The sequence below is a fragment of the Mesorhizobium sp. KR9-304 genome (assembly GCF_040049215.1).
In the GTDB taxonomy this organism is placed as follows: domain Bacteria; phylum Pseudomonadota; class Alphaproteobacteria; order Rhizobiales; family Rhizobiaceae; genus Mesorhizobium_K.
Map to the genome: position 1 here is coordinate 2236509 of NZ_JBDZDN010000001.1, position 23299 is coordinate 2259807.

The 23299-nt window shown below is 60.6% G+C and carries 22 protein-coding genes; 16 read left to right on the plus strand and 6 right to left on the minus strand.

The genetic code is table 11. The annotated features are described in order from the left end of the window. Positions 1–28 precede the first annotated feature (28 nt). The gene (locus ABLE71_RS10775) at positions 29–1195 is read right to left on the minus strand and encodes an alpha/beta hydrolase (RefSeq protein ID WP_348783333.1); all 1167 of its coding nucleotides are present in this window, start codon (positions 1193–1195) and stop codon (positions 29–31) included. A gap of 194 nt (positions 1196–1389) precedes the next feature. Beyond that, the gene (locus tag ABLE71_RS10780; RefSeq protein ID WP_348783334.1) at positions 1390–2094 is read right to left on the minus strand and encodes a TetR family transcriptional regulator; all 705 of its coding nucleotides are present in this window, start codon (positions 2092–2094) and stop codon (positions 1390–1392) included. Positions 2095–2234: 140 nt separating this feature from the next. Here ABLE71_RS10780 and ABLE71_RS10785 point away from each other — a divergent pair, with 140 nt between their 5' ends. Next, positions 2235–3305, plus strand: a complete 1071-nt coding sequence (locus tag ABLE71_RS10785; protein ID WP_348783335.1) for an efflux RND transporter periplasmic adaptor subunit — start codon at positions 2235–2237, stop codon at positions 3303–3305. Beyond that, positions 3302–6394, plus strand: coding sequence for an efflux RND transporter permease subunit (locus ABLE71_RS10790; protein WP_348783336.1), 3093 nt, complete (start codon positions 3302–3304; stop codon positions 6392–6394). The genes ABLE71_RS10785 and ABLE71_RS10790 overlap by 4 nt, the downstream gene beginning before the upstream one ends. A 393-nt stretch (positions 6395–6787) precedes the next feature. Here the strand turns inward: ABLE71_RS10790 and ABLE71_RS10795 are convergent, their stop codons facing one another. Next, on the minus strand, positions 6788–7297 hold the full coding sequence (locus tag ABLE71_RS10795) for a hypothetical protein (RefSeq protein WP_348783337.1): 510 nt from the start codon (positions 7295–7297) through the stop codon (positions 6788–6790). Then, positions 7266–7856, minus strand: a complete 591-nt coding sequence (locus tag ABLE71_RS10800) for a DUF3644 domain-containing protein (RefSeq protein ID WP_348783338.1) — start codon at positions 7854–7856, stop codon at positions 7266–7268. Before ABLE71_RS10800 ends, ABLE71_RS10795 begins: the two co-directional genes overlap by 32 nt. Positions 7857–8444: 588 nt before the next feature. Between ABLE71_RS10800 and ABLE71_RS10805 the strand changes: the two genes are divergently transcribed. After that, positions 8445–9083 (plus strand): glutathione S-transferase family protein, encoded by a 639-nt coding sequence (locus ABLE71_RS10805; RefSeq protein ID WP_348783339.1) that lies wholly within the window; start codon positions 8445–8447, stop codon positions 9081–9083. 329 nt (positions 9084–9412) lie between these two features. Here ABLE71_RS10805 and ABLE71_RS10810 read toward each other — a convergent pair whose 3' ends face one another. Both ABLE71_RS10810 and ABLE71_RS10815 read right to left on the minus strand, forming a co-directional pair. Continuing rightward, entirely contained in the window at positions 9413–11926 is a 2514-nt protein-coding gene (locus ABLE71_RS10810) for a CoA transferase (RefSeq protein ID WP_348783340.1), read from the minus strand. A gap of 15 nt (positions 11927–11941) precedes the next feature. Continuing rightward, positions 11942–13645 (minus strand): GMC family oxidoreductase, encoded by a 1704-nt coding sequence (locus ABLE71_RS10815; RefSeq protein ID WP_348783341.1) that lies wholly within the window; start codon positions 13643–13645, stop codon positions 11942–11944. 167 nt (positions 13646–13812) lie between these two features. Between ABLE71_RS10815 and ABLE71_RS10820 the strand changes: the two genes are divergently transcribed. The 13 genes from ABLE71_RS10820 (at position 13813) to ABLE71_RS10880 (ending at position 23147) form a co-directional block, all read left to right on the plus strand. Continuing rightward, complete coding sequence (locus tag ABLE71_RS10820) at positions 13813–14727, plus strand: LysR family transcriptional regulator (protein WP_348783342.1); 915 nt, start codon at positions 13813–13815, stop codon at positions 14725–14727. A gap of 143 nt (positions 14728–14870) precedes the next feature. Further along, complete coding sequence (locus tag ABLE71_RS10825) at positions 14871–15437, plus strand: DUF3489 domain-containing protein (protein WP_348783343.1); 567 nt, start codon at positions 14871–14873, stop codon at positions 15435–15437. A 13-nt stretch (positions 15438–15450) separates the two neighbouring features. Continuing rightward, a complete protein-coding gene (locus ABLE71_RS10830) occupies positions 15451–15927 on the plus strand; it encodes a DUF2924 domain-containing protein (protein WP_348783344.1) in 477 nt (158 codons plus the stop codon). Further along, on the plus strand, positions 15924–17603 hold the full coding sequence (locus ABLE71_RS10835; RefSeq protein ID WP_348783345.1) for a recombinase family protein: 1680 nt from the start codon (positions 15924–15926) through the stop codon (positions 17601–17603). Before ABLE71_RS10830 ends, ABLE71_RS10835 begins: the two co-directional genes overlap by 4 nt. An 809-nt stretch (positions 17604–18412) precedes the next feature. Continuing rightward, the gene (locus ABLE71_RS10840; RefSeq protein WP_348783346.1) at positions 18413–18889 is read left to right on the plus strand and encodes a thermonuclease family protein; all 477 of its coding nucleotides are present in this window, start codon (positions 18413–18415) and stop codon (positions 18887–18889) included. Continuing rightward, positions 18882–19151: an excalibur calcium-binding domain-containing protein gene (locus ABLE71_RS10845; RefSeq protein WP_348783347.1), complete on the plus strand. Its 270-nt coding sequence runs from the start codon at positions 18882–18884 to the stop codon at positions 19149–19151. Before ABLE71_RS10840 ends, ABLE71_RS10845 begins: the two co-directional genes overlap by 8 nt. Before the next feature lie 36 nt (positions 19152–19187). Then, on the plus strand, positions 19188–19532 hold the full coding sequence (locus tag ABLE71_RS10850) for a hypothetical protein (protein ID WP_348783348.1): 345 nt from the start codon (positions 19188–19190) through the stop codon (positions 19530–19532). Between the two features lie 151 nt (positions 19533–19683). Continuing rightward, complete coding sequence (locus tag ABLE71_RS10855) at positions 19684–19872, plus strand: hypothetical protein (RefSeq protein WP_348783349.1); 189 nt, start codon at positions 19684–19686, stop codon at positions 19870–19872. A 67-nt stretch (positions 19873–19939) separates the two neighbouring features. Beyond that, positions 19940–20395 (plus strand): MucR family transcriptional regulator, encoded by a 456-nt coding sequence (locus tag ABLE71_RS10860; RefSeq protein WP_348783350.1) that lies wholly within the window; start codon positions 19940–19942, stop codon positions 20393–20395. A 366-nt stretch (positions 20396–20761) separates the two neighbouring features. Next, entirely contained in the window at positions 20762–21352 is a 591-nt protein-coding gene (locus tag ABLE71_RS10865; RefSeq protein WP_348783351.1) for a ParB/Srx family N-terminal domain-containing protein, read from the plus strand. Beyond that, complete coding sequence (locus ABLE71_RS10870) at positions 21328–22146, plus strand: site-specific DNA-methyltransferase (RefSeq protein WP_348783352.1); 819 nt, start codon at positions 21328–21330, stop codon at positions 22144–22146. Before ABLE71_RS10865 ends, ABLE71_RS10870 begins: the two co-directional genes overlap by 25 nt. Continuing rightward, entirely contained in the window at positions 22136–22645 is a 510-nt protein-coding gene (locus tag ABLE71_RS10875) for a DUF5681 domain-containing protein (protein ID WP_348783353.1), read from the plus strand. Before ABLE71_RS10870 ends, ABLE71_RS10875 begins: the two co-directional genes overlap by 11 nt. Positions 22646–22874: 229 nt before the next feature. Continuing rightward, the gene (locus ABLE71_RS10880) at positions 22875–23147 is read left to right on the plus strand and encodes a hypothetical protein (protein ID WP_348783354.1); all 273 of its coding nucleotides are present in this window, start codon (positions 22875–22877) and stop codon (positions 23145–23147) included. Positions 23148–23299 lie beyond the last annotated feature (152 nt).

A 23299-nucleotide genomic window follows, 5' to 3' on the forward strand; every position in this document is an offset into this window, starting at 1 on the left:
GAGATTGTCTCCACGGGCAGCCCCCGACTTAGTACGGGACACGTCCATCGGCGATCTCTCCGGTGGTCGAGGGGGTCAGTTGACGCTTCAGTTCCTCGCGCGTCACAGCAATTGCGACTGCCGCCGAAGTCTTTGGTGCTACGCGCGCAGCGACCTGGGCAACTCCCGCCGACCCTCCAACCCGCGCGGCAAGCGCCGTCTCGTCGCCGGCCGGCGGTTGTCCGGCCAGGCGCCGTCCCAGCAGCCGGACGATCTCCGGGCTGTCGGCAAACGCGTTGTGGCCGAGCGGATCTCGCGACCCGATAGCGCTTGTGTCGATTACCGTGACTCCAAGTTCTTCGAGCACATCCGCATATGGTGTGAGATCGGTGCCCCCGACGCGGGCAACCCCTCCCGAGATCCACCGCGACAGACCCAAGGCCTTGTCCCGCCGTGATGTCAGGATGGTAAAATGCGGACGCTTCGGCCCCATCTCGATGAACTGACGGCGAAACACGTCGATGTCGATATCCGGAGACGCGAGGATGACGTTCTTGATCTTCGCCGGGATGGATTTTTCCCGCATCGCGACGCCGCGAAGCGCCTCGGTCGCAAGCCAAGTTCCCATCGAATGGGAGAGGATGGTCACGTCGTCGACGTCGGAACTCCGAGCGGCCTGAAGGATCAGGTCTTCAAGAGCCCGGCGCGAATAGTTGGCGCTATCCTTGTCATAGGCGTAGTCGAAAAACCTGGCACGTGAGGGCCAGGCGAAGAGAATGGGCGCTGCGTCGGCCCCCCCGTCGTGAACGATCTGGGCGAAGCGGAAGACGGCGTCGGCATAGGTATTGTTGTAGCCGTGCACGAAGATAAGCGCCTGCCGCTTGGCGTTCCGGTTCTTACGATACCAGGCAAGGGCCTGGCTTTCTGATGCAACCTTGTCGACATCGACGAGGGCAAACTCTTTCTCGGGATTGGGCGGGGCGCGTTTCGACCGCTGAACCTTGCCGACAATACGGTTTCGATCCGGAGGTATGGAAACGGTGATGCTGTTCAGAGAGATCTCCCGGCCGCGCTCGCCTGAATAGAGTTGGCCGGGCTTGTCCGACGGCCTTCGCGTCGTCGCCACGAGCATTGGCACGTGGGTGGCGCCGCTCGCCGCGATTGTGGGAGGTACAATCACATTCTCGGCCTGCGTCGCGCAGCCGGATACGAGCACGCAAAGGGTCAATAGGATCGCAAGGGCCCATTGAATCCGTCGTCGGCTTCTCGGCCGCCGAAAAAAAGAATGTTCCCTGAGAGCGGCACTTGGCATGATCGGATTGCTCATTTCCGGAGAGGGCCGCAGCTTGCCAGGGGAGGGCCATGGCCTGGACGGGTTGTCGAAGCCGGCCGGCGAACTGCCGAACGTCATCACCGGCTCCGTTGGTGGTGCCGGATGGATGATCTCGAATTTGCCTTCAATCGAGCGTTTGGCCGTTCGGGGGACTTGGCGCCCACGCTGATGGTATCGAGAAAGGCGGCGACCAATTGCATGGTGCCGGCCGTGAGGTCGAACTTCCCGGGCTGGCGCAGCCAGTCCAGAACCGAACCGTTGATCAACAGCAGAAGCGCGCGTGCGCCTGTTTCCGGGGACCACCCCGGTGCAAGGCCGCCTCGTTCCTCGGCCATGTCGATTACGGTCTCGAACAGCCGCTGCAGTGCGATGTCCGCCTCTCTCTGGCGAGCCAGGGCAGGGAGCAATTCCTCGGAATAGTCGCAGCGCAGCCACAGGATCGTGAGGATGCGGGAACGCTCCGGGTTGCTCTCGAAAGCCAGCAGCCCCTCTTGGATCGCGTCCTTGAGTTCGGCCAGGGGATCAAGTTCGGGTTCGACGGCCAGGCGAGTCTTGAGTCGCACACCCAACTCGTCGTTGGGCAGATTGGCCCGCCGCTCCAGCGCGATGAAAATCTCCTGCTTGTCCCTAAAATGCCAGTAGACGGCGCCGCGGGTTACGCCGGCTGCGCTGGCGATCTGCTCCAGGGTGGCACGCGTCACGCCTCGCTCGAGGAAAACATCGATCGCTCCGGCCAGAACTGCTTCGCGGGTCTGTTCGGCCTCGGCTTTGGTGCGTCTCATCATCTAGCTCCTGGCTATTTTTTGCTGGCACTGCGTTTCTCCTCTTTACATACATACATACATGCACGTATATATGCAAGCGAAATTGGTAGTCCCCGGCCATTGAGGTGGCCGGTTGGCCATAACCCTGAGGGTGTCCCATGAAAACCATTGCCACTGTTGCCTCCCTTTGCGCGGCCTTGGTGCTTTGCGTCGGAGCCTCGGCGCCGCCCGAGCCGAGTATTCGTGGCGTCCGCACCGTCGTCGCTGTCGTCCGAGCAGAAGGGGAACCCGTTTCGCTCACCGGCCATATCCGCGCCTTGACCGAAGAAAGCGTCGCCTTCCGCATCGACGGCAGGATCGTTACCCGCCCGGCCAGCGTGGGGCAGGTGGTGCGGCCAGGCGACATCATAGCGGAACTGGATCCCCAGCCACAGGAACATGCGCTGGGCGCCGCGCAGGCGCAGAACCGTGCAGCCCATGCTGCCTTCACGGAGGCTGCAAACAACCTCGAGCGCCAGCAGAAGCTGTTTGCTCAGGGCTGGGTGACCCGGGCCCAGCTCGATGCAGCCGAAAGAGCGCATCTCAGCGCGAAAGCCCAGGTGGATGCCTCGGAGGCTCAACTGCGCTCCGCCGAAGACCAGCTTGCCTATACGAGATTGCTCGCCAGCTCGTCGGGCTCGGTTATCGCGACCGGTGCGGAGGCCGGCGAGGTCGTCCGGGCCGGGCAGATGATTGTTACCGTGGCCCATGATGGCGGCGCCGACGCGGTGTTCGATGTGCCCGCTACCCTCTTGAGGCAAGTGCCTCCCGACTCATCGATCGATGTCGCCCTGACCGACGACCCGTCCGTTCGCACCGTTGGAAAAGTGCGCGAAGTGGCGCCGCAGGCCGATCCCGTGACGCGCAGCTACCGCGTAAAGATCGGGCTGACAGAACGGCCGGAGGCAATGCGACTGGGCTCCACGGTCACGGGGCAGACGCGCATGGCGGCGGCTGGCGGATTTGAATTGCCTGGAACGGCGCTGACGACCGCCAACGGCGGACCCGCCATCTGGATCGTCGACCCTGCCTCTCTGGAAGTCTCGCTGCGGCCGGTCGAGCTCGAACGCCAGGATTCCACGATGATCGTCGTAAAAGGCGGGATCGAGGCAGGCGAGACCGTGGTCACCGCTGGCGTTCACGCTCTCCGCCCCGGCCAGAAGGTCCGCCTGCTGGGAGACTCGAAATGACCGGCTTCAATCTCTCCGCGTGGGCGATCGCCAATCGCTCCGTCGTCCTCTTCCTGATCATGGTGCTCGTCGCGCTCGGTCTCGGCTCCTACACGCAGTTGGGACGCAACGAGGATCCCACATTCACCATCAAGACCATGGTGGTTCAGGCACGGTGGCCGGGCGCAACGCTCGATGACACGCTGAACCAGCTCACCGAGCGCCTTGAGCGCAAGCTGCAGGAAACGCCTTACCTCGACTATCTCAAGAGCTATACCAAGGCTGGCGAGTCGACTGTTTTCGTGTACCTCAAGGGCTCCGCCGGCCCGGAGGCCGTCAAGGACACCTGGTATCAGGTGCGCAAGAAGGTCACCGATATCAAGCTCACCCTGCCGCAGGGGGTGATCGGGCCGGTGGCGGACGACGAGTTCGGAGACACCTACGGCATCATCTACGGCTTCACCGCCGACGGCTTCACCAATCGCGAACTTCGCGACTATGTCGAGAACGTCCGCTCGCAGCTGCTGCAGGTACCCGACGTCGCCAAGGTCAATCTGATCGGCGCCCAGCCCGAACGCATCTACATTGAGTTCTCGCCGGAGAAGCTCGCCGGCTACGGACTCACCCCTGAGGCCGTGGCGCTGGTCCTCCACGCGCAGAACGTCGTTGCTCCTACCGGCGAGATCACCACCGGCGAGGAGGGCATCAAGCTGCAGGTGAGCGGCGCGCTGCGGTCGGAACATGATATCCTCGCAATCAGCTTCCCCGTCGGCGACCGCATTCTGCGCCTCGCCGACATCGCCGAGGTGCGCCGCGGCGACGCCGAGCCCCCGGACCCGATCTTTCGCGTCAACGGCAAGCCGGGCCTCGGCCTGGCGGTATCCATGCGCGACGGTGGTGACGTGCTGGCGCTCGGCGAGCACATCCACGAAGCCATGGAAGAACTGAAGGCCGACCTGCCGATCGGCATCGAGCCGGCAATGGTCGCCAACCAGCCTGAGACGGTCGAGGAGTCGATCGGCGAGTTTATGAAAGCTCTGATGGAGGCGATCGTCATCGTGCTCGCGGTCGGCATCGTGAGCCTGGGCCTGCGCGCCGGCACCGTTATCGTCGTGTCAATCCCGCTCGTGCTCGCCGTCGTCTTTGCGTCGATGCAGGCCCTCGGCATCGATCTGCAGCGCATCTCTCTTGGCGCCCTCATCATCGCCCTCGGCCTGCTGGTTGACGATGCGATGATCTTCATCGAAACCATGGTTAGCCGTCTCGAGAGGGGCGACGACAAGCGGACCGCGGCGGAGTTCGCCTATTCCTCGACCGCCATGCCGCGGCTCACCGGGACGCTCGTCATCATCGCCGGTTTCGTGCCGGTCGGCTTCGCGCGAAGCGACGCCGGCGAATACACCTTCTCGCTCTTCGCGGTGGTGGCGATTGCTTTGCTCGCCTCCTGGGTGGTCTCCGGCCTCTTCGCGCCGGTTGTCGGCGTCGCTGTCATGAAGCCGCCCAAGCACCCACACGGCGAGACGCTCGGCGCACCGATGCGTCTGTTCAAGCGTTTCCTGCTGGCCGCGATGCGGGCGAGGTGGATCACCATCCTGACGACGCTCGCGCTGTTTGCTGTGGCGCTGGTCGGCACGCGCTACGTGCCGGAACAGTTCTTCCCGGCTTCCGATCGATCCGAATTGCTGGTCGACCTGAAGCTGCAGGACAACGCATCCATACTGGCCACTCGGGACATGGTCAGCCGGTTCGACGAAATCCTTGCCGCCGATCCGGACATCGAGCGCTTCTCGACCTATGTCGGCCAGGGCGCAATCCGCTTTTATCTGCCGCTCGACGTCGCATTGCCCAATCCCTTCTTCGCCCAGTCCGTCATCGTGACGAAGGGCTTGGAAGAGCGCGAGCATGTCCGTGCACGGCTTGAGGAAGCGCTGGCGACGCGCTTTCCCGAGGTCGTCGCGCGTGTTTACCCTCTGGAGCTCGGACCTCCTGTCGGCTGGCCGGTGAAATACCGCGTGAGCGGACCGGATCCCGAAGAGGTGCGTTCGATCGCTCTGCAGGTCGCCGATCTGGTGGGCGGCGCAGCTACCGTGCGAAACGTCAACTTCGACTGGGTTGAACCGGCGCGGGTCATGCGCATTCGTGTCGATCAGGACCAGGCGAGGCAATTGGGCCTCAGCTCCGCCTCGGTCGCCACCGCGCTCAACGCCGTCGTATCTGGCGCGACGGTGACGCAGGTGCGCGACAGCATCTATCTCGTCGACGTGGTCGCGCGGGCCGAGCAGTCGCAACGCACCTCGGTCGAAACGCTCCGATCGCTGCAGATCCCCTTGCCCGGCGGGCGAGTCGTTCCGCTCAGGCAAATCGTGCACTTCGAATACACGCAGGAATATCCTATCGTCTGGCGCCGCAATCGCGTCCCGACGCTCACCGTGCAAGCCGATGTAATGCCCGGCGTGCTGCCGGCGACCGCGATCAAGGAAATTCAGCCTCGGGTCGACGAACTGGCGGCGACCCTGCCCGCAGGCTACCACGTCGCCACCGGCGGCTCGGTCGAGGAGAGCGCCAAGGCGAAGGACTCGGTCATGGCCGTCGTCCCGGCAATGGTCCTCCTGGTGCTGACCATCCTGATGTTCCAGCTCAGAAGCTTCCAGCGGGTATTCCTGGTCCTGAGCGTCGCGCCGCTCGGAATCATCGGCGTCGTAACCGCGCTGCTCCTCGCGCAGGCTCCGCTCGGTTTTGTCGCTATCCTCGGCGTGCTGGCGCTGGGCGGCATGATCGCCCGCAACTCGGTCATCCTGATCGATCAGGTCGAGCACGAGCGGAGCGCGGGCATGCACCCATGGGATGCGGTCGTCACCGCCACGATCCACCGCACGCGTCCGATCCTGCTCACCGCGTCCGCCGCCTCGCTGGGAATGATCCCGATCGCGCCGACCGTCTTCTGGGGACCGATGGCCTATGCGATCATCGGCGGCCTCACCGGGGCAACCATCCTAACGCTGATCTTCCTGCCCGCGCTCTACGTCGCCTGGTTCCGGATCAGCGAACCCCAGTCGGCCGAAACCATGGAAAAGATCGCTGATGTGGAGAGCTTGGTGCCGCAGCCATAAGGAGACCACGCGTGTTCGATTCTTTCAGCTCGCCAACTCTAGTTCGGTAGTTTCCCAATTGGGCAGACGGGCTGAACCAATCGGGCGACGCGACGCCGAATCTTGGCGGATGGAGCAGGTAGATTGGTAACCTCAACATGCAGCCCCGGCCGCTCAGCGGTCTCACGCAATGTCCGCTTTCGGGCAAAGGAAAAGTTTGACTGAATGTCTGCGATGTCGCGCTAAGCAGTCATTCATGGAGCGCGATCAAGGTCGGCGTTGTGGGCCCAGAAGCCGACTTTCGCTATCATCCGCTTTCCGAGGGGCCTACCGTTCCACAAGCGATGTTATGCGATTCCGATGGCTGCTTGCTGTCGTTGAAGTCAGTAGCACTGTTTCCTAAAATGCGGGCACTCAGACAGCAGCCACGTATTTGCTGGCATTCTCTTGGCAATGCGCGCGCACACGGGCGAGCCAACTGTCAAACCAGACCCAAGTGTTCTTATAGTCGCCAGCCTTGCCGAACCCCTTTGTCGGGTCCTTGGCAACAAGTTCCTTCCATAGCGCAGTGTGCGCCGCTTGGTTGAACTTCGGAAATCCTTCGGCGCGAATCGCATCGATTACCTGCCCGGCGGTATAGCGCGCCTTGTCGACCTCCTTGAGCAGCACCGCATTGATCGCCCGCGCTTCTTCTGAATTCGGCTTGATGAATTCGACGGCGGTGTCTGACCTGCTCGCCTTGCTGCCGAGCTTCGGCACGAACGCGACGCGGTAGGTGAAAGCGGGATCCTTGAGCTCGTCGTCGCTCATTTTCGCGTGGAAGGCGTCCATCATCGACGCGATCGCTGGAGGAAGGGAAGGTGCCTTCTTAAGACCCGCTGCCTGTGCCGCATCAAACGTCACGAATTGCAGTGCGATCGGCAAGCGGCGCTCGAGCCCGAACTGCGCGCCGAACTGCCTTGGCGACGGGTAGCTTGTCGATGCGCAAGCATTTGCCCAGTTCCCAATAGGCCTCCGCACCGCTTGCTAAAAGCTTGGGTGCACCATTGATTTTGTAGCGATAGTCGATCCCTTCGCGCTTGAACCAAGCATGGCAAAGGTAGGTCCATACGATCACGGCTGTGGTGATGAAGATCTCAGCGCGGAAATGGAGGCCCGCTGAGTTGAAGTTGTGGACGGCGGCTATCATCGCCTCGCGGGCCTTCACGAGCAGCTCGTCGCCCCTTAGGCTGAGGCCCGTCTCGTCATCCACATTCGGCCAGCAGTTCAGGAATTCGGCAAGTTGATCCGAATTGGCTGGCTTGATCGCTTTGTGCTTCTTTTCAGATCGTATTTCTGAGATCAGCCGGTGATTGATCGAACGGGTTGGGCGAGTGAAATAGGCGAGGACATCTTGGTCGTTATATTTCTCGGTCGCTAACATGGCTTTGACCAATGCGACTTCCCAGCGTTCGAGATGATGGCCCTTTTTCCGGTTTGGCATACTTAGATGATCTTGCCCTCAGACATGCCCATTAACTTCCATTTGTCGAACAGTGTAAATGGCAGGAATGCGCCCTCATATCGGCCATTCAGGGATGCGTTGGCTCGGCCCAAAAGCGGACGGACACCCCAGTGTCTGGTAAGACCGCTTTGCGCCCTATGCCGATAGCGCAGGCTTTTTCGCTAGTCTAACAAGCGGGCTCACGCCGAACGGCGCGTGATCGCTCGGGTATCTACCTGTCAATCCCCAGACTCAGCACGGGTGTTCATCGGCACTGACCGGACTGAACCTGAGCCTTCAGACTGCAACCCGGCATAACCATTCAGACGTCCGAAAGCAGACAGCGCCATCGGCCTGCCTCATCCCGATTGTCTGCGCTCAACAATTGGCAGGCTTTCGGTAACAACATCAGGGCTCGAAACGACCGTGACGGGGTCGGAACCGGCCGACGGGCTCCTGAGGCAACTGGTGCTGGCCCAATCCGATTTGGACTTCTGCAAAAAATGCGAGAGTTCCCGAATTCTTTTGTCGGAAGCCCCACCGTCATTCGTCCTATGGAAGTGCGGCAAAGGAGGGCACCGGATAACCATGAAGCTGTATTTTAGTCGTAACCCGAACCCACGGTTAGCAGTGGCAGTTGCCAAATATCTTGGGGTGGACGTGGAACTTGAGTTTGCCGCGCCCCAGATTCCAAACCGGTCAAAAGACTATCTTCACCTCAACCCAAACCTGCTTCTGCCCATTCTCGACGGCCCGCCGAGGCCGCTCTGGGAAGCCGATGCGATTGCCTGCTACCTCTCGCGGCATGTCGGATCACAGTTCTGGCGCACCGATGCGGACGAACCTGAGATGATCCGCTGGATAAGCTGGGGGAAAGAGAACTTCGTCAAGGCGTGTGACACGGTTCATTGGGAGCGTGTTACCAAGCTTCGCTATGGTATCGGCGCGTACGACGAAGAAGCGGCTCAAGAGGGGCTGAAGCAGTTCCACATCGCCGCGCACCTTCTTGAGGCAGAGCTGAAAGATCGCCATTGGCTGGTTGGGGATGCAGTGTCCTACGCGGACTTCCGCATGTGCACGTTCTTGCCGTTCAATGACGTCGCACGACTGCCAATTGACGACTATCCGGCATTGAGTCGGTGGTATGGGCAGATCGAAGACCTTGACGGATGGCGCGATCCCTTTGTCGGAACCTCCGCCCCGCACCTTCCTCCAGTGCCAAACTGAATATCCAGAAAGAGGGGATAGGCGTCCTGGATGGACGGCCGCTTCCAGGACTAGCCGTTGTGGCGTTGAACGTCCGACTCGGGGCCGTTTGCCGAACGTCGGCTTTCTCAGCTTCCCGGCCAAAAGCGGACAGCCAGCAGTCGGCCCCAAAACTGCCGGTCAGCTTTGCGCCCCAGTTAGTGCCATTCCAGCGGTCGCACTCGGAATCAAGAAGCAAACATTGCTGATGCTACGACGCGTTTGGCATGAGCAGTCCGCAAGCCCTTCGAGGATCGGCCGGTCGCCTAGGAAGATGCGTTCCTCCAGATCGCAAGTCAGGATCACTAAGGTCAGCTTGGCAGATACTCCGCGCTCCATGTTTCGGATGCTGTTTCAGAGGCAATCATCCGATCTATCTCGGCATCGGTGTAGTTTAGGGCCTTGAGCACCGAACGTGTCGAAGCGCCGTATTTTTCCGCCGGAGCGACTGCGATCACTTTCCCCACCGACGGCCGGATCGCGAAGGGATCAAGCTGGGTAACAGTGTGACCGCTCGGATGGTCAGGGAAGACCGAAAAGGAATAGCTGCCACGGTCGATACCGGGAGTTCCGTCCGCCACCCGCGAATTGCCGGCCCTGATCGTTTCGATGTTTTGGCAAAGCGATACGCCGACGTCGGCAAGTAACAATCGGTTCTGCCACGTTTCGGCCGACGTGGACATGAAGGCGCGGGCGATGAAGCCTTCGCGATCAGCTGCCGCGACCGAACCTATCCCCTGCAGACCCTCCACGCTGGCAAGCCGCGGCAGATCCGCCTCGGCGGCGCACAGAAGAAGATAGTCACCGGATCCAGTCTCATAGAGCCGTGACAGGGCGTCATACCCTTTGATCTCGCGGCCAGAGGGTTCGTCGAAAGGCCCGCGGCCTTCGTAGTCATAGCAGAACGGAATTTGCGCAAGTCCGGTCAGGGCCGAGAGGGAAGTCCTCGGCCGGCCGACGACGCCGGTCCTCAATTTCTGATAAAGGGCAGCCGCCACACCCAAAGCAGCTCCAAAGCCGCACATGACATCAATCGTGCCGACATGCGCGTGTTCCTCCGGCGTCTGCATCGATCCGCCAAAACGCAGCATGATGCCCGTTGCCGACTGGACCAGATCGTCATAGCCAAGATAGTCGGTGCGCGGCCCCTTACGCACGCCGCCGAAGCAGTCGAGCTGGCAGAATATCGCATTCGGATTGTGTGCCTTCAGGCTCTCGGCATCGAGTCCCATCCGCTTCACCTGCCGGTCCGTGGCGTTCCAGACAACCACATCGACCGATTTCACCAATTGCTCGAAGACCACCCGGCCGTCGGGCGATTTGATATCGAGGAGAACGGACTGCTTGCCGCGCATATGCGACATGCCGAAAATCACGGTGTTCCAGCAATCGTAAAACGGCTTGGCAGGGTCGATCTTGATGACCTCCGCTCCGAAGCGGGCGAGATAGGCGACGGAATGGGGGCCGGCTATGACATTGCAGAGGTCGAGCACCTTTACGCCGTCGAGCCAGCCTCCGGAATTGTTTGCGGTCGCGGCAGGCGCCGGCGAAGAGTCCGTGTGGGAAAGCAATTCCAACGCTTCTTCGACAGATCCCCAACGTCGCGGTAGCGGCTCAAGCATGGCTTCCGCGCTTTCCTGGAGCCAAACCATAGGCCCCGGCTGCGTCATTCGACCGTAGACTGGATCGTCGACCTCAATCATCAGCCCTGCGGCGGAAGCGTGATCATCGTTTATCCACTCCGTCAGCCAGCGCTGTGGCGCGCCCGGGAAAAGACCCTCCCCAAAGATGCGTTCCCACTCTTCCGACGTCTTCGTCAGGAAAACGTCCTTCATCCGAGCCGCAATCTTGTCGGCCCAATGTTTCGGCAGGGGGTACACGCCAAGCGAGACATCCGAAGACCACTGCGAAAGGGGCAGGTACGTGTCTTCCTGTTCGTGAAGACCCTGAGCGGAAAGCTCATCGTAGAGGCCCAGCGCCTCTAGGCAGCGCTTTGCATGATTCCTGTGACTGGGGCAGACGACGTAGAACATACGCCCGTCGCTGCACATGTAGCTTCGATAGAAGGGATCCAGGAACTCCTGAAGGTCCTCGTAGGACATGTCCATCGGAAGGCCTTCACGCTGCCGCCGCTCGATCTCGCGTTCGCGTTGGGTTTTGTACCGCAGTGGATAGTCGTCGATCTTGATGGAGTTATAGGAGAGCCCCTCCATGACCGCGCTTGCCAGCGGAACCTCGATGTGGTCGCCTTGGCCGGTGCGTTCCCGTGCTTGGAGCGCGAGCACGGCAGCTGAGGCCGCCAACATTGTCCCATAGGCAGAGGCCAACGGCAGCGGCGAGAAGGACGGGTTGATCCCCATCAGCACGCGGTTCAGCCCCATATCGGTGAAGACACCGGAGGACGCCGCAATCACGGTTTCGAAAGCCCGCCAGTCACCGCGAAGCTCGTCGTTGGAGGCAAACCCAGGGATTGACAGGGTAATCAACCCTGGGCGCGCCAAACGCAATGCTCCGAAATCGAGGCCAAGCCGAGCCATGACACCCGGGCGGAAATTCTCGATGACGATATCGGCGTCGGCAACGAGCGCCTTCGCCTCTCCGACCCCCTCCGCAGTCTTGAGATCGATGGTGACGATCAGCTTATTGCGATTGAGGACCGCGTTGGCGGGATTGTCCCACATGGGACCTCCGGGTGGATCAACGTGGACTACCGTCGCGCCGAGATCGCCCAGGATCATCGCCACCGCCGGCCCAGCGATGTACTGGCCGAAGTCGACCACCCGAACCCCGACAAGCGGAAGCGCCGAACGCGAAATCGCTGTCATTGGATGCCCTCCAAACTAATGTCTCGCACGCTGCCGGGCTTCGTCGACGATCCAGCGTGCGGCCTTTTCCGCAATCATCAGCGTGGGCGCATTCGTGTTTCCGCTGGTGATCTTTGGCATGATGCCCGCGTCAACGACGCGGAGCCCGGCGATGCCAAGCACCCGCAGGCGACTGTCGACCACCGCCTCCGGATCGTCATTGCGACCCATCTTTGTCGTCCCGACAGGATGGAAGATCGTATTGGCGATGTCCCCGGCGAGCTTGGTCAGTTCTTCATCGCTCTGGAACTGTGGGCCAGGCTTCCACTCCTCCGGCCGGTATTTCGAAAGGGCCGGCTGCGTCACGATCCTGCGAATCTGGCGGATGCTGTCTGCAGCGATCCGCCGGTCGTCTTCCGTGCTGAGATAGTTCGGCGCGATCTTCGGTGCGTCGCTCGCCTTGCCAGAGCGCAGCCGAACGGTCCCTACACTTGTCGGATTGAGGTTACAGACGCTGGCGGTAAAGGCGGGAATGCGATGCAGCGGCTCGCCGAAGGCGTCGAGGCTGAGCGGCTGGACGTGAAATTCCAGATTGGCGTGCGACTGGGCTGAATCAGATCGGGTAAAGGCGCCAAGCTGGGAGGGCGCCATGCTCATCGGTCCACTGCGTCGCAACGCATATTCAAGCCCGATCATCGCCTTGCCCATCAGGCTATTGGCAAGCGTGTTCAGCGTTTTTGCGTTGCCGACCTTGTAGACGGCGCGAATCTGCAGGTGATCCTGCAGATTTTCGCCCACGCCAGTTATATCTTGCACCACTTCTATGCCGTGCTGCTTCAAGTGGTGGGCCGGCCCGATCCCCGACAGTTGGAGGATATGCGGAGAGCCTATCGCGCCTGCGGAAAGGATGACCTCCTGTGTGGCGCGAACCTCCATTCTATCGTTGAGACGGCACAGGGTGACACCGACGCAGCGCTTCTGCCCGGAGGCGTCCGTTTCCACCATGAGCTTCTCGACATGCGACTGCGTCCAGACTTCGAGGTTTGGCCGAGTTTTGGCAGGACGCAGAAAAGCCTTCGACGTATTCCAGCGCCAGCCAGATCTTTGGTTTACTTCGAAATACCCGACGCCTTCATTGTCGCCGCTGTTAAAATCATCCGAACGCGGGATGCCGGCCTGGACGGCTGCCTCCGCAAAGGACTCGAGGATGTCCCACTTCAGTCTTTGCTTCTCGACCCGCCATTCACCGCCGTGACCGTGCATGTCGGAGAATTGACCGTTGCCGCCCGTCTTGGGATCCAGACCGCCGTCCAGCCGATAGTGATCCTCATGAGCCTTGAAGTCGGGAAGTGAATTTTCCCACGACCAGGCTTCGTCACTAGTAACTGCGGCCCAGCCGTCAAAGTCGCGAGCCTGCCCGCGCATATAGATCATGCCGTTGATGGAGGAGCAGCCGCCTAGCGTCTTGCCGCGGGGATAGCGTAGCGACCGGCCATTCAGCCCAGCGTCCGGCTCGGTCTTGAAAAGCCAATCGGTGCGCGGATTGCCGATGCAATAGAGGTAACCGACAGGGATATGGATCCAGGGATAGTTGTCCTTCCCCCCCGCTTCCAGCAAGAGCACGCGAGTCGCGCGATCGCGGCTGAGGCGGTTTGCCAGCAGGCAGCCGGCGGTGCCTCCACCAACGATGATGTAGTCGAAGTCACGGTTGGTGGCGTACTCGGCGAACTGATTTTTCACCGGCCCTCCGCTCCCGAGCAGAGATACTCTGGCTTATAACCCTGCATTGGCAACAGGCGCATTTCGCAATGCCTCCCTCGGCAATCTTCAAATACAACCTTGTTCCGGTGGAAATCCAATTAGAAGTGTGACACAAAATTATAAGCAGGACTAATGTGCTTTTCCCCATGGACCTGAAGGCCCTCAGAGCATTCGTTGCTGTCGCGCGAGAAGGAAACGTGACGCGGGCTGCCGAGCGGTTGCACCTCACTCAGCCTGCCGTCAGTCAGCACCTGAAAAGGCTGGCCTACGATACTGGCGTCACCCTTTTTCGGCGCACGTCGAAGGGATTGGAACTGACCCAGGAGGGTACGCTGCTGGCCGCGAAGGCCGAGCGAGTGTTCGCCGCATTTCAGGATTTCGGGCAGACCGCCCGACATCTGGGCACAGGGCCTCGCGGAAAGCTCAGGATCGGCACCATCATTGATCCCGAGTTCACGCGGCTTGGCGGATTTCTCAAGGCACTCGTCGATGGCGGACCCGGGATCGAAACGGAGCTTCGCCATGGCATGAGCGGCGATGTGCCGGAGGGTCTGCGGCGAAACGAACTGGATGTCGGCTTCTTTCTTGGCGACATCAGAGACGTCGATCCAGTGTCAGGCGCCAATTCGGACGGAAGCGACAGCCTTTTTCACGTTCGCGAATTGGCTCGACTGACCTACCGCGTCGTGGCGCCTCCATCGCTGGCGGCTTTTGTACGTGGACAGGACTGGGCTGCCCTTTCGGCTTTACCGTGGATAGGCACGCCACAAGCGTCAGCCCATAATCGCCTTCTACGCAAGGTGTTTGGAAAGCTGGGGATCCGCCAAAACGTCGTCGCATCGGTCGATCAGGAGCCGTCGATGCTTGCGATGGTTCGCACCGGACTTGGGTTGAGCCTCTGCCGGGAATCGATCGCACTGCATGAGCAGCAAGCGCACGGACTTGTCATTGCCGACCGCGTCGCAATCGAAACTGCTTTGAGTTTCATCTGCCTGGGGGCGCGCATCGACGATCCGTCAATCAAGATTGCACTTGATGCTGTCGACCGCGTGTGGAGCTGAGCTGAGCTCCACACGCGACCGCCGCGCAATCACTGGGCCAGTGAATCGTATGGGGAACGCTCAACGTCGGCTTGTCGCATATGTCGCACGTAAGCCGACTGTCTCCTTACGGCCCCGTTTCGGTCATTCGTGCAGGACCGATTGTGGCGCATCTTTCTTGTATTCGCGACTGGACTTCCACTCTGAAGGAAGCATTGGTTGGTCGCGTCCCGGCGATGAGTCTGCCGGCCCCGCATGCCAGCCCGCCAGAGCGCGGGCTCGTCCTAGTACAGGCGCCGGATTGGCCGGACCTGAACGGGAGACGAACAATGGCAAAAAAACTCAACAGCACCGCGGCGCCGGGCATGGAAGAGCCCGCGCTGGACCAAGGCGTCCAACGGAAAGTTCCTGCCAAGATCCACGTCGCCAGCACTTCCGCAGGGCAAAAGCCGAAGTCGAACACGCGGAAGAAGGTCGCAAATGCAGTCCAGCACCCAAAGCCCGTCTCAAAATCTGCGACGCCAAAGAACACCAAGGCAGAGCTGATCCTCAAGAAGCTGCACACGGCAAAAGGCGCCAGCATCGAGATGTTGATGGCCGAGACCGGCTGGCAAGCACATTCGGTTCGCGGCTTCCTGTCGGCGGTTGTGAAGAAGAAGCTGGCGCTCAATCTAGCGAGCGAAGCCGGTAAGGACGGTGATCGCCGATACCGCATCATCAACGACGCATAGTCGGCGTGACGCCATGTCGAACAGGATGTTGGTGGATCAGGAGGTCGCCGCGCTCGGCGACCTCTCTCGCGAAGAACTCGCAGAGCGATGGACAAAGGCTTATGGCCACCCGCCGCCGAAGGGCGCGCGGCGTGACTTTCTCCTGCGCGCTGCCGCCTGGTATCTCCAGGCGAGCAGGCTGGGTGGCTTGTCTCCTGATACGCACAGGATGCTTCGCGCGGCGACGGCTCAGGTGAAGAAGCAGTTCGCTGCAACGCAATCCGGCCCAAGCATTGCGAAACTAGATGTCATCTCAATCCCGATGGCCACACCTCGTAGGCAGCTATCGCCCGGCACACGCCTTGTCCGCGAGTGGAATGGACGCAGCCATGTGGTCGATGTGCTTGAGGAGGGGTTTGCTTTTGAGGGCAGGCTGCACAAGTCGCTGACGGCAATAGCCAGGCAGATCACCGGTGCCCACTGGTCCGGCCCGAGGTTCTTCGGGCTATGAGCGCTCATCAGAAGAAGCTGCGGTGCGCGGTCTACACCCGCAAGTCGACCGAAGAGGGTCTCGACCAGGAGTTCAACTCTCTGGATGCCCAGCGGGAGGCGTGTGCAGCCTTCATAACATCACAGGCTGGTTTGGGCTGGCGTTTGATTGCCGATCACTACGACGATGGAGGAATCTCGGGCGGCACGATGGAGCGGCCGGCTCTAAAACGCTTGCTGCAGGATATCCGCGACCGGAAGGTCGACGTGGTCGTCGTCTACAAGATCGACCGCTTGACCCGGTCGCTGATGGACTTTTCCAGGATCGTCGAGGTGTTCGACGCCAACAACGTCTCCTTCGTATCGGTCACGCAGCAGTTCAACACCACGACCTCGATGGGGAGGCTGACGCTGAATGTCCTCCTGTCATTTGCCCAATTCGAACGCGAGGTCACGGCGGAGCGCATCCGCGACAAGATTGCTGCCTCCCGCAAGAAGGGCATCTGGATGGGCGGTACGGTACCGCTAGGCTACAAGGCGGTGGAAAAGAAGCTGGTGATCGACCCTGAAGCTGCAAGCAAAGTCCGCCGAATCTTCTGCCGCTACTTTGAACTGAAGTCGGTCCCCGTCCTGGCCGACGAACTGAATGGCGAGAGCGGTATAGCCAGTGATTCGTCACCATCGCGGCAAAGTCGACTGTCGTTCACACGCGGCAAGCTTTATCACCTGCTTTCCAACGTCGTTTACATCGGCAAGGCCAGGCACAAGGATCGCATCTACGGCGGCGAGCACGAAGCCATCATCGACCAAGAAACGTTCGCTGCAGTGCAGGCTCTTATGAAGGGCCAGGCACCAAACCGCATGAATGGCCCCAACGTCCGAAACCGTCATCTGCTCACCGGCCTGCTGTTCGACGAAACCGGCGATCGTCTGAGCCCTGTGTTCACCGTCAAGGATGGCAAGCGTTACCGCTACTACATCTCCAACCGGCTCGAGACTACGACTCGAAACGATCCTTCCGGTTGGCGCTTGCCGGCAGACGAGCTGGAGCGGACTGTGCTGCATCAACTCGAGACGACGCTTCGGGATGAGGTCAGGCTGTCCGACTGGGCCGGTATGATGGTGCCTGCAACACCGGTGCATACCGCCATCGCCAGGGCAGGGGCGTTCCGCGGTGCACTCCAGACCTCATCCCCTGAGCAAGCGAAGTCATTGAGGCGTCTCGTCCGCGCCATCCACGTGAAGCCCGGCGAAATGGTCTTGGAGATCGATCCGCGCGCCGCGATTGGCGAGGCAGGCAATGCGGGGTCTGATGATGCCGGACAGCCCGAAGTCGACCCAGTCACCATCTCAGTGCCGATGACGCTGAGGCGGAGGGGCGCCGAGGCAAGGCTTGTTCTGGAGGGCCATTCGCTGGGCAGGAAACCTGATGATGGCCTCGTCGAAGCGATCGGAAAGGCACATATCATGCTCGGCATGTTAACCGACGGCTCGGGTAGAACCTTCGCCGACGTCGCGAACGAAACCCGCGTCCATGTTGCAGACGCAAGCCGCATCCTTCCGCTCGCCTTCCTGGCCCCGAAGATCACCGAAGCTATCCTGCGTGGCAGGCAGCCGTTCGAACTCACAGCCCACATGCTGATGCGTGACGACCTGCCCCACCTCTGGACGGATCAGCTCCAGCAGTTCGGCATTTGAAGCGCGCTTCAACAGCCCAAAAATGGCACTTCACGACCATCGCCTCCGAAATCTATTGGACACTATCCGCGGCCAAGAGAGACGATCCGGCGAAAAGGCCGAAAACCTGGCGTCTTGACGCGTCTCTGTCCCAATAGTTCACCGAAGTAGGGCGCTAAGCCACGGAAAACGCGACGTCTTTCCAGCTCCCAGCGAGAGATCACGAAATTGGCGGACTGGGTGGTGAACCGAGCAGTCCTGCGATAACCCGTCTCTGGTCGGGCTTCCCTGAAATACAGGGAAAAAACAGGGAAATTGCTCAATTTGACGCCGCCGGACGGTGTTTCTGCCTCAAAATAGGCAGTGTTTTCTGTAGGTTAGGTCAAAATTCCCTGCTGCCGGGAACAGGGAATTTTGTCTCTTGAGCAGGGATATCTGTCGGCGGAACAGGGAAAATTGGCCGCGAAAAATTGCCGTTAGCTGGGATCGGATTGTCGTTAGGTGGGATCGGATTGTCATTATCCGGGATTGATTGCCGAACCGTGGGATAGGAATGCGCGTCGCCGGTTGCCCAGTGTCGCAAGGCGGAAGTGAATTGGCTTAGGCTGGGATCCGATTGCTCGGGAGCGGGACGACATTGTCGTATGGTGGTCGCGGCAGGAACTTCTAAGTGCCCTGCGCCCATATAGCTGTTAACCTGAGATGACTGGGGCGTGAGGGGCATGCACCTGAGGATTGTCGATAAGCCGCGGCGCCAGCAGGACGACCGCTGGCGCCGGAACCTGGCACGCAAGGCCGAGTGGAAGCCGAGGCGGCGCCGGCGCGGGTCGTTGTTCGGCCGCATCTACGGTATTCTGGCCTTGCTTCTCGTTGCCGGCGCCGCGGGTATTCACTTCTACCAGCCAGACTTCACCACCTTGTCGCAGCTCGGATCGATCTTCGGGCAGGGCGAGACAGTCTCGCGGCATTTTCCGCTCTGTGGCAACGGACCACGTGTGAACTGCGTGGTCGACGGCGACACGTTCTGGCTCGCCGGCGTGAAAATTCGGGTCGCCGACGTCAACACGCCGGAGGTCTCAGACCCGGCATGCGCTGCGGAGGCCGCGCTTGGCGCTCGCGCGACGCGCCGCCTTCTGTCGCTGCTTAATGCCGGCCCGTTCGAAGTCCGCAGGGGCTGGCGGGACGAAGACGTCTACGGCCGCAAGCTGCGTACGCTCTATCGCAACGGAGAGTCGATTGGCGAAATTCTCGTCGCCGAAGGCCTCGCGCACGAATGGCGCGGCTACAAGCAGGATTGGTGTGGCTAAGGTCGCCAATAGACGTTGGCTGCACGGCGCGGCGATGCGAACCGGCGCCGGCCTTGTTGTCCTCGCCGTCATGCTGGTGAACCGTCCGGCACTGTCACAAGACTGCGACCCAAACTACGATCCCTGCGTGCCGATCGCGAGCGACGTGGACTGCGCCGGCGGCAAGGGCAACGGCCCTGAATATGTCTCCGGCCCAATCACGGTCATAGGCACCGACATCTATGATCTTGACCGGGATGGTGACGGTATCGCGTGCGAGTAAGTGATCAGCGTTTGTTGTTGGGCAGGGGAGGACGAAATGCCTGAGTTGGTCAGAGCGTTCATTTCCGAACTCATAAGAGCGGCAAACGAGATCGAACGGTTGACCAAGGCGGAACGCGCGCGGCTTCTCGAGCGGGCAGCAACCACAATCCGCGACTTCCGGGAGCAGCTGGACGCAGAGCCCCCGGCCGAAGCTGACCTCGTCGAGGATCTGCGATCGATGGTCGAGACGATCGACCTGCACGGTGCCAAGGAAGTGGCTGCAATGATCCTTGAGGCAGTCGCGGCTATAAAGGCAGGACGATCTGACGTCGAGCATCTCCTGGATGCCGAGTACGAAGATCTGGTCGAGGAGATGAACAACCCCGAGGGAACGACATAGCGGCCTTATGGACGCCGGTGCGTGGATAAATCTTCCCGCCTCAGGACTTCGGAAGGGCCGTTTGACGGGCCTCTTCACGTCGGTATGCCTATGTTTACTCACGCCCATTCTGGATGCCCGATAATCCTCCGATCTCAGATTGGAGGTCAGCATGCCCAGTTTTCAGATCGTCTTCATCGTTACGGTTTGCCTCACCGTTGCTAGCGGCCTGGCTGCCACATCGATCGTCATTTTCGGTGACACACGACACAACCACGGCCAGCGTGTGGTGGCCGAGAAGCTTGCTCAGATCGCGCTGCTCGGTACTGCGGCGATCGTATCGCTTTTGACATTGCCCTGACTTGCTTGCGAACGGCTTGTTCCACCTCTCGGGAAAAGCTAAGCCGGCGCGTGTCGTGGAGGACGAGATGCCAGATACGGATCAACAAATGCCAACTGTACTCTTTACAGAACTCACCGCAGGGATCGTATCGGCCTACGTCGCCAACAATTCAGTCCCCGTCGCCAAACTCGCCGAACTCATTGCGACGGTGCACACGGCCGTGTCTGGCCTGTCGCTGCCAGCGACACTAACAGTGGACGTGCCTACGCCAGCGGTAAACCCGAAACGCTCGCTACATGCTGACTACATTGTCTGCCTGGAAGACGGAAAGCGATTCAAGTCGCTGAAGCGCCATCTGTCGACGCACTTCAATCTGACTCCGGAAGAGTATCGGTCGAAGTGGGGCCTGCCGCACGACTATCCGATGGTGGCTCCGAACTATGCGGCGGCTCGATCTGAACTCGCAAAGCAGACAGGCCTCGGACGCAAGCCCGCTCCGAAGGTGAAGGCAAAGCGCAGCCGCGGCAGGAAATCAACCTAGGCCAACTCACGAAGTCTGGACCTCGAAGAGGCCAATTGCTCCGGTTCCCGTGCGCACTGTCACGCGCGAATCATTGCCGGTGTTGGGCGCCGTTTGCCAGATTTTGTTGCCCGGCGGCGTCCCAGCCTCCGCATTTCACACGCCTTTGGTCTTCGGTTGCACAGAAAGTTTGCACAACTTCACGTAGGCGGATTCTTTAAAACACCTTTTCAACGGGTCTTAAACGGGTTTTGAACGGTTGGCGTTCAAAACCCGACGTAGCCAACGATCTGCGCCAAAATTGGCGCTTGATTTCCGCAAATGCGTTCGCAGTCTGTTCTTCAGAAGGAGCCGCCATCCTGGTCGGCCCGCTGAGGAAGATTGCAGATGCAAAGCTACTCCCCTGCGCTGGAAATGGTGCCTGTTGCCAGGCTGAAACCATACTCCGGCAATGCGCGTACCCACTCCCGCAAACAAGTCCGACAGATCGCTGACAGCATCCAGCGTTTTGGCTTCACCAATCCCGTGCTGATCGGCGACGATCACGAGATCATCGCCGGCCACGGCCGGGTGATGGCGGCGAAAGAACTTGGCCTCGCTGCGGTGCCGACCGTGAAGCTGGCGCACCTCAGTCCCGAAGAACGACGTGCGTATGTGCTCGCGGACAACAAGCTCGCTCTCAATGCCGGCTGGGATACCGAGATCCTGGCGATCGAACTGCAGGCCTTGATCGATATCGACTTCGACGTGACCTTGACTGGCTTTTCGCTCGCCGAGATCGACCTGACGCTCGATCACGCGCGGCGGCGTCCGGAACGATTGAAGACGATGCTGGAGACCTCATTCCCGAGCTGCCGACGCAGGTCGTCTCGAAACTCGGCGACGTGTGGCTGCTCGGCCGGCATCGGCTGCTGTGCGGTGACGCCAGATCGAAGGACGATGTCGGACGCCTTATGGCCGGCGAGGTGGCCGACCTGATCTTCACCGACCCGCCCTACAACGTCGCCATCGACGGCAATGTCGGTGGGCTGGGCTCGGTCAGGCATCGCGAGTTCGCCTTCGCCTCGGGCGAAATGACCGAAGACGAGTTCACTAGCTTTCTGACGACCACTCTCGGCAATGCGGCACGCTTCGCCAGGGATGGCGCCATTGCCTATGTGTGTATGGACTGGCGCCACATGCGCGAGATTCTGGACGCCGGCAAAGTCGCCTTCACCGAGCTTAAAAACCTCTGCGTCTGGAACAAAACCAATGGCGGCATGGGGAGCTTCTATCGCTCCAAGCATGAGCTAGTCTTTGTCTTCAAGATAGGAACAGCACCGCACACCAATGCCTTCGGCCTCGGCGAGACCGGCCGTTATCGTACCAACGTCTGGGATTATGCCGGCATCAGCAGTCTTGGCGCCAACCGGATGGACCAGCTTGCCATGCATCCGACGGTGAAGCCGGTGGCGTTGGTAGCTGATGCCATCAAGGACTGCTCGCGGCGCAGCGAGGTCGTGCTCGACATGTTTGGAGGCTCCGGCTCGACCCTGATTGCCGCTGAAAGCTGCGGCCGGCGAGCCAGGCTCATCGAATACGACCCGCTCTACTGCGATGTCATCGTCACGCGCTGGCAGCGCTACACCGGCAAGGTGGCAACACTCGAAGGGAACGGTCGTACCTTCGAAGACGTCGCCGAGGATCGCACAGAAAATCGTCAGCCGGCGCCGGCGCGCATTGCGCAGCCCAAATTCGCCAAGCGCAGCGCAGGGGGTCGCCGTGGCCGATAAGCCAGTGCCCGAGACGTCGAAACAAACGCTCAGCGAAGAAATCGTCCAGAGGGTGAGGGCCGAAATCGTTCACGGCGGCGCCGGGTACGGACAACCGCCGAAGCAACACCAGTTCAAGAAGGGCCAGTGCGGCAACCCTCGTGGCAGGCCCCGCGGCTCGCCGCTCGATCTTTCGTTGTCCGAACAGCCTACCCTTGGCGCCGCCAGACGAATCGCAAAAAAGAAGATCAAAATCCGCGAAGGCGACACCGTCAACGAAGTACCGGCATACGAGGCATTGGTGGACGCTATCTTCACTTATGGCATGAAGGGGAACGCTCGATACGGTGGGATGGCCCTCGATATAATCCGCACCGCCGAGCAGGCCCATGCGCGCCAGGCTCGAGCGCAGAACGAATATTGGCGCGATTACCAATCCGTAGCTCGAGACGCCATCGCTGAACTGAGGGCGAAAGGCGAGGCGGAGCCCGAGATTCTGCCGCCCCCGACGACATCGTGATCGATTGGGACAACGGACCTCGTTTCCTTGGGCCGGTCGATCAAGATGAGCTGAAAAAGTTCCTGGAAACGCAACGCCTCTGCGATGTGCTCTTGATGCAAGATGTTCTCGATCAGCGATCGGTCCCGCGGCTTGATCGCTCACCACTAAACGAGGCGGGAGGCGCACTCTGTTTGCCATGGCTCTCGACAATACCCTCCCACCAAGACTTCGGTTGAGCAATGCGGACATGTTTTCCAAGCACCGGCACTTCGACAGGATGACAAAGCGCGAGCTTCTGAAATCCCCCTATCGCGAATGGAGCAAGCTCGGCTGCAATGTGGCGCGCGGGTCTGTGTTCTGCGATCTGAGCAAAGCCAAAAAACACCTGGAATTCCTGGCGGACTTTGTCGGGCACGCTTCATCAGGCGCCCTCGACGTGGAGGCTATTGCGCAAGGCGGGTTCAATGCAGCCGCGCGTTCTTTCTTCGGACAGCACGGCATTCCGATCGGTGGGTTCTAAGTCATGGCAGGCGCAAACAGCCGCTTGGCTTCATCTCTCGCTCAACTGCAACGCGTATCATTGAACGACCGAGATGAGGCCGAAGAACGAACCCGCTGCGCGGAAGGGCGCCTGCAATTGAGGTAGAGGATACAGGCCGGGCGTCGCGCTTG

Coding starts and splice junctions, on each gene's coding strand:
- ABLE71_RS10855 (WP_348783349.1), top strand. CDS start 19,684: ATGCCCAGTTTTCAGATCGTCTTCATCGTTACGGTTTGCCTCACCGTT.
- ABLE71_RS10810 (WP_348783340.1), bottom strand. CDS start 11,926: ATGACAGCGATTTCGCGTTCGGCGCTTCCGCTTGTCGGGGTTCGGGTG.
- ABLE71_RS10790 (WP_348783336.1), top strand. CDS start 3,302: ATGACCGGCTTCAATCTCTCCGCGTGGGCGATCGCCAATCGCTCCGTC.
- ABLE71_RS10785 (WP_348783335.1), top strand. CDS start 2,235: ATGAAAACCATTGCCACTGTTGCCTCCCTTTGCGCGGCCTTGGTGCTT.
- ABLE71_RS10835 (WP_348783345.1), top strand. CDS start 15,924: ATGAGCGCTCATCAGAAGAAGCTGCGGTGCGCGGTCTACACCCGCAAG.
- ABLE71_RS10870 (WP_348783352.1), top strand. CDS start 21,328: ATGGCCGGCGAGGTGGCCGACCTGATCTTCACCGACCCGCCCTACAAC.
- ABLE71_RS10780 (WP_348783334.1), bottom strand. CDS start 2,094: ATGAGACGCACCAAAGCCGAGGCCGAACAGACCCGCGAAGCAGTTCTG.
- ABLE71_RS10830 (WP_348783344.1), top strand. CDS start 15,451: ATGTCGAACAGGATGTTGGTGGATCAGGAGGTCGCCGCGCTCGGCGAC.
- ABLE71_RS10865 (WP_348783351.1), top strand. CDS start 20,762: ATGCAAAGCTACTCCCCTGCGCTGGAAATGGTGCCTGTTGCCAGGCTG.
- ABLE71_RS10860 (WP_348783350.1), top strand. CDS start 19,940: ATGCCAGATACGGATCAACAAATGCCAACTGTACTCTTTACAGAACTC.
- ABLE71_RS10850 (WP_348783348.1), top strand. CDS start 19,188: ATGCCTGAGTTGGTCAGAGCGTTCATTTCCGAACTCATAAGAGCGGCA.
- ABLE71_RS10800 (WP_348783338.1), bottom strand. CDS start 7,856: ATGCCAAACCGGAAAAAGGGCCATCATCTCGAACGCTGGGAAGTCGCA.
- ABLE71_RS10805 (WP_348783339.1), top strand. CDS start 8,445: ATGAAGCTGTATTTTAGTCGTAACCCGAACCCACGGTTAGCAGTGGCA.
- ABLE71_RS10880 (WP_348783354.1), top strand. CDS start 22,875: ATGTTTTCCAAGCACCGGCACTTCGACAGGATGACAAAGCGCGAGCTT.
- ABLE71_RS10820 (WP_348783342.1), top strand. CDS start 13,813: ATGGACCTGAAGGCCCTCAGAGCATTCGTTGCTGTCGCGCGAGAAGGA.